We start from the raw sequence: 6,302 nt of genomic DNA on the forward strand, positions 1-6,302 counted from the left end.
ATAGTTATCAGTTATTAGTTATCAGTTCGCAGTTATGGTGGCCGCCTTTTTATAGGGGAGGCGGCCCTTTTATATAAGGATTTAAACATTCTCCAGGAGCATTGTGTATAAAAATGGCCCGCCATCCAGTTTGATGCGGGCCTCCTGCACTGATTACTATGAACTGATAACTTTATCACTTCCGGTATTTCCACATATTGTGTAATTATTGTACAGCCCCTTTGTATCATTTCAATACCATATTCATAAATTCATTGCGGAGGGCGCTGTCATTTTTGAAGGCTCCCGATGAGGCAAGGGTTCTAGTCTTTGTTCCCGGTTTTTTTATGCCCCGGGCGGTCATGCAGGAGTGTTCTCCTTCGATATAAACGATGACATCATCGGAATGGGTCACCATTTTCATGACATCCCGGATATCGGTGCCGATCCGTTCCTGGAGCTGGAACCGTTTAGAGACGGCATCGGCAATTCTGGCGATTTTGGAAAGTCCGATGACCCGTCCGTGAGGGATATAGCCTACGGCCACTTTCATATTGTACATGAGGGCAATGTGGTGTTCACAATGGGAAAAGATGGAAATATCCTTCACCACCACCATATCATTTTCAGGAGTGGCAAAGGTTTTTTCAAATTCTTTCGCAATGTCTTCATTGGATACGTCGTTATAGGCAAATTGCTCTGCCATCATGTCGGCAAACCGTTTCGGTGTTTCCAGAAGGCCTTCCCGGTCCGGATGATCTCCCACAGCTTCAATGATGAGCCTGGCTGCCTGTTCCAGTTTCTTTAAATCCATTATACTCCCCTCCTGTCCGGGTCCCAGATGATTTTATGAAGCTGCACCTGGACGGTCACGTCCTGCAGCCGGTTTTTTCTTACAAATTCCACAAGTTCTGCCGGTTCGATCCGTCCCCACACGGGGCTGACGTAGAACCGGGGATTTTTATTTCCATGGAAAAAAGTCTCAATGATATCTTTCATTTCCAGGAGATCAGCCTGCGAGCTCACCACGAATTTGAGGACGTCCCTGTTTCCTAAAAGCTTGAAATTATTGAGGTCCATGGCTTCTTTCATGCCGCTTCCGCCGCATTTATAGTCCATGGTATAGAAGGTATTTGCCGGACGCTCCCGGTAAAGGGGCACAGCGCCATTCGTTTCGATGTTATTTTCATACCCCTCTTTTCCCAGCCGGTCCAGAAGATGATAAAGGGGATGAAGGAGCGGTTCGCCGCCGGTGAAGGTCAGACGCTTCCAGGGAAAACTTCTGATTTTCTCAACCAGTTCGTCCTCCGTCAGGGTTTCCGCCGTATCTGCCAGGGTGAGGGAATACTTCGTATCACAGTAATTGCAGCGAAGATTGCAGCCGGCCAGGCGGATAAAAGTGGCCATGAGGCCTGTCCGCTTTCCTTCCCCGTCGATGGAATCGAAAATTTCCGTCAAGTGGAAAGTTCCGTCATCAAAGGCGTACTTATTTCTCATAGGTTGCCACGTTTCCTTCCGTTTCCTGTACGGATACACGGATGCACTTTGGAATACGGTCGCAGAGCCATTTGGCCATATTTTCAGCGGTGGGATTCAGGTCACCCAGCACGTCATTGATCACATGGTGATCAAACTGGTTTACGATTTCCTTGATTTTGGAGAAATCCACCACCATCCCGTTCTTGTCGAGAGTTTCACTCTGGACGGTGACAGTGATGATCCAGTTATGGCCGTGCAGATTCGTGCACTTGCTTTCATAATCCAGATGGAGGAAATGGGCTCCGGATACTTCTATGCGTTTCGTTACGGTGAACATGGTTTTCCTTTCATTTAGCATTAATACGGTTTGTGTCAGTTGGGATGAATCGTTCTTCGTTGTTCGTTGTTCGTTCTTCGTGATGGATATGGTTTTGCTTCGCAAAACCAATCTTATATATCGGCCCTTCGGGCCTTGGCCTTCGGCGCTCGCAGTTCGGTTCTAACGGTAGTACGATCCTTTCCCCTGACCGGAGAAGGAGGGTTTACAGTCTCATTTTCGACTTGTACGATAGTACAGCCCCCCAGTCGCCTTCTGCGACAGCCCCCCGAACTTCGGGGGGCCTTCCCCACTCTTCCGCCCTGACGCAGCGTCACAAATTAACGAGCGATATGAGATTTTTAACCCCGCCTGTGCAGAGTCCCCATATATATTTGCGGCCATCAAGCCGCCACCTTCACGAACCACGAATCACGAACCACGAAATCTCGAAAACGTCACATATGGGGCTTGCCGTGGTGAGGCTGATTCACGAAAACCGTTTCTGACTCAAACCATGGTATCTGACAAAAGACTCTGACAGATGACTCAGTCAAGTGCCGGATCCTTCACTCCGTTTGCCGCGAAGGCTTTCGCCCGGTCGATACAGGTCCCGCAGGTGCCGCAGGGTTTTTCTCCCCCCTCATAGCAGCTCCAGGTCAGTTCGTAGGGCGTATGGAGTTTCAGTCCTGTGGCCACGACGCCGGCTTTATTCATATTGGCAAATGGAAATACCAGATGAACTTTTCCGTAGGTACCAATCCTGATGGCATCATTCATGGCTTTCAGGAAAGGTTCGCTGCAGTCTGCATAGGCTTCTCCTGCTGCATCATCTGCATGGGCTCCTATATATATTTCCACTTCTTCATTTTCAAAGAGGGACGCTGCCAGAGATGCCGCGGTGGAGAGCATAAGGCCATTCCGGAAGGGCACATAGGTGGCCACTTTTCCGGCCCCGTTTTCCGCGATCTGCTCTGCATAGCTTTTGTGAATGATTTCTTCCGTGGACCCGGAGAGCAGAGGGCAGTTGGAATACTGAAAAATCGGGGACAGGTCGAATTCATAATGTTTCAGATGATAATACTCTGCCACTTTCCTGGCCGCCAGGATTTCCTTCTTGTGTTTCTGGCCATAAAAAATAGAAGCAGTCACAACATTGTCTGCTCCCAGTCGGTCTACAGCCAGGGATACGCAGGTGGTAGAATCCACGCCTCCGCTGGACAGTATGATAGCTTTCTTCATCTTTCCTCCGTTTTTTTGAGTTGGTTCACAGATGACAACTGGGTATGTGTTTCAGTTCATTATACGCTACATTGGGATAGATTGCAAAAATTTTTGATAGCCGGCCGCTTCATGGCAAATGATAATAAACAGCTTCATGAAAAAGTTTGCAGTTCGCAGTTATCAGTTCGCAGTGTTGGTGGCCCGCCATAAATTATGAAGGCGGGCAGATCTCAAATGAATTCTATATAAAGAGAGGCTTGACGATTTCCGTTATCCCGCCTTTTATGAAACAGTTCATATCCAAAAGGCCCGCTTCTCATTTGACGCGGGCCTTCCTTCGCTGATAACTAAGAACTGATAACTGATAACTTTACACGCTTATATAGAATACAAAGATTATATTTCAAAAGGTTTCCTTTCACATCCCCAACGTCTCGTCCAACGGTTCTTCGCAGAAGAGTTTCATGGCACCTTCGGCCATTTTTACCCCTTCATGGGCGGCGCCGGGAACGATGGACTTTTTCCATTTGAAAGGCACTTTCAGTTCCTTTGCCTTTTCTTCGCAGGCTTTGAAATAGTTATTGCACCGTTCCATGCGGTTCATGCCCTGGGCATCGGCTTCCGGCGTATCGCGGAAGGGTTTCTTTCTGGAAATATCGTTTCCTCCCATCAGCATGTAGACGGGACGGGAAAAAGCGCGGGCCAGGTCGCCTTTGGAAACAGGGAGTCCCTTCATGCCGTAAGGATAGGCGATATTTTCATCCGGCATGGTAAACCAGCCCGAATTGGCACAGATGATGGCATCCACTCTCGGATGATCTCCGAAAAGGGAATAGCGGTGCATGAACTGGCCTCCTGCGGAATGACCGAAAAGATAGACCTTTCCTTTGCACCCTGTCCTGCGGCGGACTTCCGAAATCACCCGGTCGATGGCGGAAAAAGTCCATTTCCCACGGGGCTGGATATGTCCCTCTTCCCCTTCGGCATCAGATATATTTCCTTCCTGATACCATCGGGCACCGGGATATTTCTCCGGGGAAAATTTCGGCGAGGCAATGGCCATATTATACTTCACGGAAAGGGCTTCCAGTCTCGTCCGGAACCGGTCCCCCGTCCTCGTGTAACCGGGAAATGCGATAAATACGGGATCTTCGGGAGACCAGGTGGGCGGGCGGTAATAATAAATTTCCACCGAATCACGATTCACCCCTGTAGGCTCATCCTGAAGATACCGGCTTTCTCCTATCGTGAAAGAAGGTTCGGCTTTTTTCTTCTTCGAAACCATCATCGCTCCGACAACCCCAATGGCAAGAGTTGTCACCGCTTTCAGCAGTAAACCCATAAAAAGCACCCCTTTGCGGATAAATTGACCCATGCTCAATATCTGATTTTATTATAGCATGAGAACGATATCGGGAAGAAGACCTCCGACGGGAAGACTTCGGTTTCTGTCCGGCCGGCGGTCCCGGGAGGGATGTCTCATACGTGCTGACGCAGTCATTCGACAGACACGAAGTACCGGGATTTTCCCCGCCTGTGCAAAGTCCCCATCAAAAAAAGGGCGGCCATCAGGCCGCCACCTTCCCAAACCCCGAACCACGAATCACGAACCACGAAATCTCGAAGTTTTCTCTATCGGAGCTCGCCGTGGTGAGGCTAACCCACGAATACCGTATGTTTCTCAATCCACGGTAACTGCCAAGTGACTCACCAGTCTATCCACGTCAGCGCTTTTTCCAGTTCGTAGAAACTTTTCCCATCCCAGAGGATATCTTCGGCCAGATGGTCCAATACATCATCAGGATCATCGGATTCATAGTTATAGACCAGCTCCATGAATTCTTCGAAAGGTTCCCTGGTGAATCGGTATTTCTCCACGCTCACGCTGTACGTATCCCGTCCCGGATGGTATTTCAGTCCCGAAAACCGGTATACGTATCCCCGGTGACGGACGGAGGCTTCCCCGTCATTCATATAATCGATAAATTCATCCGCGTCTCCGCCCTGCATAATTTTTCTCCCGTCTTTTTATTTCCAAAGGAATCTCTCCTCCTATTAAACACTAAGAGGCCGTCACTTTTCAACCATTTTTTCTTTCTCTGCCCCATTTTCCCGGGGAGGAGGACTGCCGATCTTAGGCGCTCTTTCATACACTTTTTCCGCGATTTCCTCATTGGCCAGGTCCACATAGAGGGGCATCCGGAAAAGGTCAGAAAACATCCATAGGAAACACCCTCCCAGGGTGAGAAGGTAAAGGATATTCCGTTTCGGATGGCCCAGGTAGAAATAATGAAGACCGAACGCCCAGGCCAGCAGCGCTTTCCGGAGCGTTTTCCGATGGGCGGGAAGGTTTTCGGCAAGGTACCTTTCCTCTTCTCTGGGCAGGGAAGAGACCCAGTAGGGATAACCTTCCTGATAGCTGAAAAGTTTCTCTGCCGCCTTTTCATAAAGGACATGCACCTTCCGGGCTCTTTCAACCATGGGTCCTTCCCGGCAGACTTCTTCCACTTTTTCCCTGAAACTTTCCGGATTTTCAGAAACGGGAATAGCTTCTTCCAGAATGGGCAGTACATCCATGGTGGCATTGGTGAAAAAAGTCTGGGCCAGGCTGTGATACAATTTGTCCATGAGCGGCATAGCCTGGCTGTAATTCATGAAAAGGACCAGATCATTGGTAAGAAAATCCTGAAGCCTGGCGAAACGGTCCATCTGCTGTTCCGGATCCACATGGCTGAGAGAGGGCAGGGATAAAACGGCCACTTCTTCCCCATTCCGTACCCGGATGGCACCGGCCCCGTCGATCCGGTCCTCTTTCTCCGAAATCGACAGGATAAGGATGGTGTAATTTTTCACCCTTCTCCGGATATGGCCCATGGAATTCCCTCCCTTCCTGCAAACTGGTTCCAATTGGATGATTTAATCTATGAATTATTATAACATATTCGTATAACACCATTCGTCAGCGGATACAGAATTTGAAATCTGTACAAGGAAAAGAAAATATGTTGAGCCTCCTGTCTTTCTGTAAAAATTTAATAAATTTCTAATGATACAAATCGCATTTTTTGCTACTATACCCGTGAAAGCAAAAAGAGCGAGGCCTCGGGCCGCGTTCCATTCCATCTGCCGAGCGCCCAAAAATTTAAGGCAGATCCGGGACAAGACCCACGTGCTCAGAAAGCTTTCAAATCCTCGAGGAAAAAATCGAGTTTCCAATTATTTTTACAAAAGAATAAACTCCCAACAAACGAGAAAAAAGATTCTTCGGACCCGCGCCCCCCGCAACGTACTTAGTCACGAGATG

Annotated in this window: 7 protein-coding genes; all 7 read right to left on the minus strand. The window is 48.7% G+C overall.

Going from position 1 to position 6,302, the window contains the following annotated elements:
* Positions 1–226: 226 nt before the first annotated feature.
* Complete coding sequence (gene folE, locus VZT47_RS08925; protein WP_330224616.1) at positions 227–793, minus strand: GTP cyclohydrolase I FolE; 567 nt, start codon at positions 791–793, stop codon at positions 227–229.
* The gene (gene queE / locus VZT47_RS08930; protein WP_330224617.1) at positions 793–1,476 is read right to left on the minus strand and encodes a putative 7-carboxy-7-deazaguanine synthase QueE; all 684 of its coding nucleotides are present in this window, start codon (positions 1,474–1,476) and stop codon (positions 793–795) included. The genes folE and queE overlap by 1 nt, the downstream gene beginning before the upstream one ends.
* A complete protein-coding gene (gene queD, locus VZT47_RS08935; protein ID WP_330224618.1) occupies positions 1,466–1,795 on the minus strand; it encodes a 6-carboxytetrahydropterin synthase QueD in 330 nt (109 codons plus the stop codon). Before queD ends, queE begins: the two co-directional genes overlap by 11 nt.
* A 528-nt stretch (positions 1,796–2,323) precedes the next feature.
* The gene (locus VZT47_RS08940; protein ID WP_330224619.1) at positions 2,324–3,016 is read right to left on the minus strand and encodes a 7-cyano-7-deazaguanine synthase; all 693 of its coding nucleotides are present in this window, start codon (positions 3,014–3,016) and stop codon (positions 2,324–2,326) included.
* A 400-nt stretch (positions 3,017–3,416) separates the two neighbouring features.
* Complete coding sequence (locus VZT47_RS08945; RefSeq protein WP_330224620.1) at positions 3,417–4,340, minus strand: alpha/beta hydrolase; 924 nt, start codon at positions 4,338–4,340, stop codon at positions 3,417–3,419.
* Between the two features lie 365 nt (positions 4,341–4,705).
* Positions 4,706–5,008: a hypothetical protein gene (locus tag VZT47_RS08950; RefSeq protein ID WP_330224621.1), complete on the minus strand. Its 303-nt coding sequence runs from the start codon at positions 5,006–5,008 to the stop codon at positions 4,706–4,708.
* 63 nt (positions 5,009–5,071) lie between these two features.
* Positions 5,072–5,872 carry a TM2 domain-containing protein gene (locus tag VZT47_RS08955; RefSeq protein ID WP_330224622.1) on the minus strand — a complete coding sequence of 267 codons (801 nt, stop codon included), beginning with the start codon at positions 5,870–5,872 and terminating at the stop codon, positions 5,072–5,074.
* Positions 5,873–6,302: the final 430 nt, after the last annotated feature.

This window comes from Dialister sp. (assembly GCF_036343215.1).
GTDB lineage: Bacteria > Bacillota > Negativicutes > Veillonellales > Dialisteraceae > Dialister.

Bases quoted from the DNA above. Each gene is read 5' to 3' on its own strand.
- VZT47_RS08940 (WP_330224619.1), bottom strand. From the start codon at position 3,016: ATGAAGAAAGCTATCATACTGTCCAGCGGAGGCGTGGATTCTACCACC.
- VZT47_RS08950 (WP_330224621.1), bottom strand. From the start codon at position 5,008: ATGCAGGGCGGAGACGCGGATGAATTTATCGATTATATGAATGACGGG.
- VZT47_RS08945 (WP_330224620.1), bottom strand. From the start codon at position 4,340: ATGGGTTTACTGCTGAAAGCGGTGACAACTCTTGCCATTGGGGTTGTC.
- VZT47_RS08955 (WP_330224622.1), bottom strand. From the start codon at position 5,872: ATGGGCCATATCCGGAGAAGGGTGAAAAATTACACCATCCTTATCCTG.
- folE (WP_330224616.1), bottom strand. From the start codon at position 793: ATGGATTTAAAGAAACTGGAACAGGCAGCCAGGCTCATCATTGAAGCT.
- queD (WP_330224618.1), bottom strand. From the start codon at position 1,795: ATGTTCACCGTAACGAAACGCATAGAAGTATCCGGAGCCCATTTCCTC.
- queE (WP_330224617.1), bottom strand. From the start codon at position 1,476: ATGAGAAATAAGTACGCCTTTGATGACGGAACTTTCCACTTGACGGAA.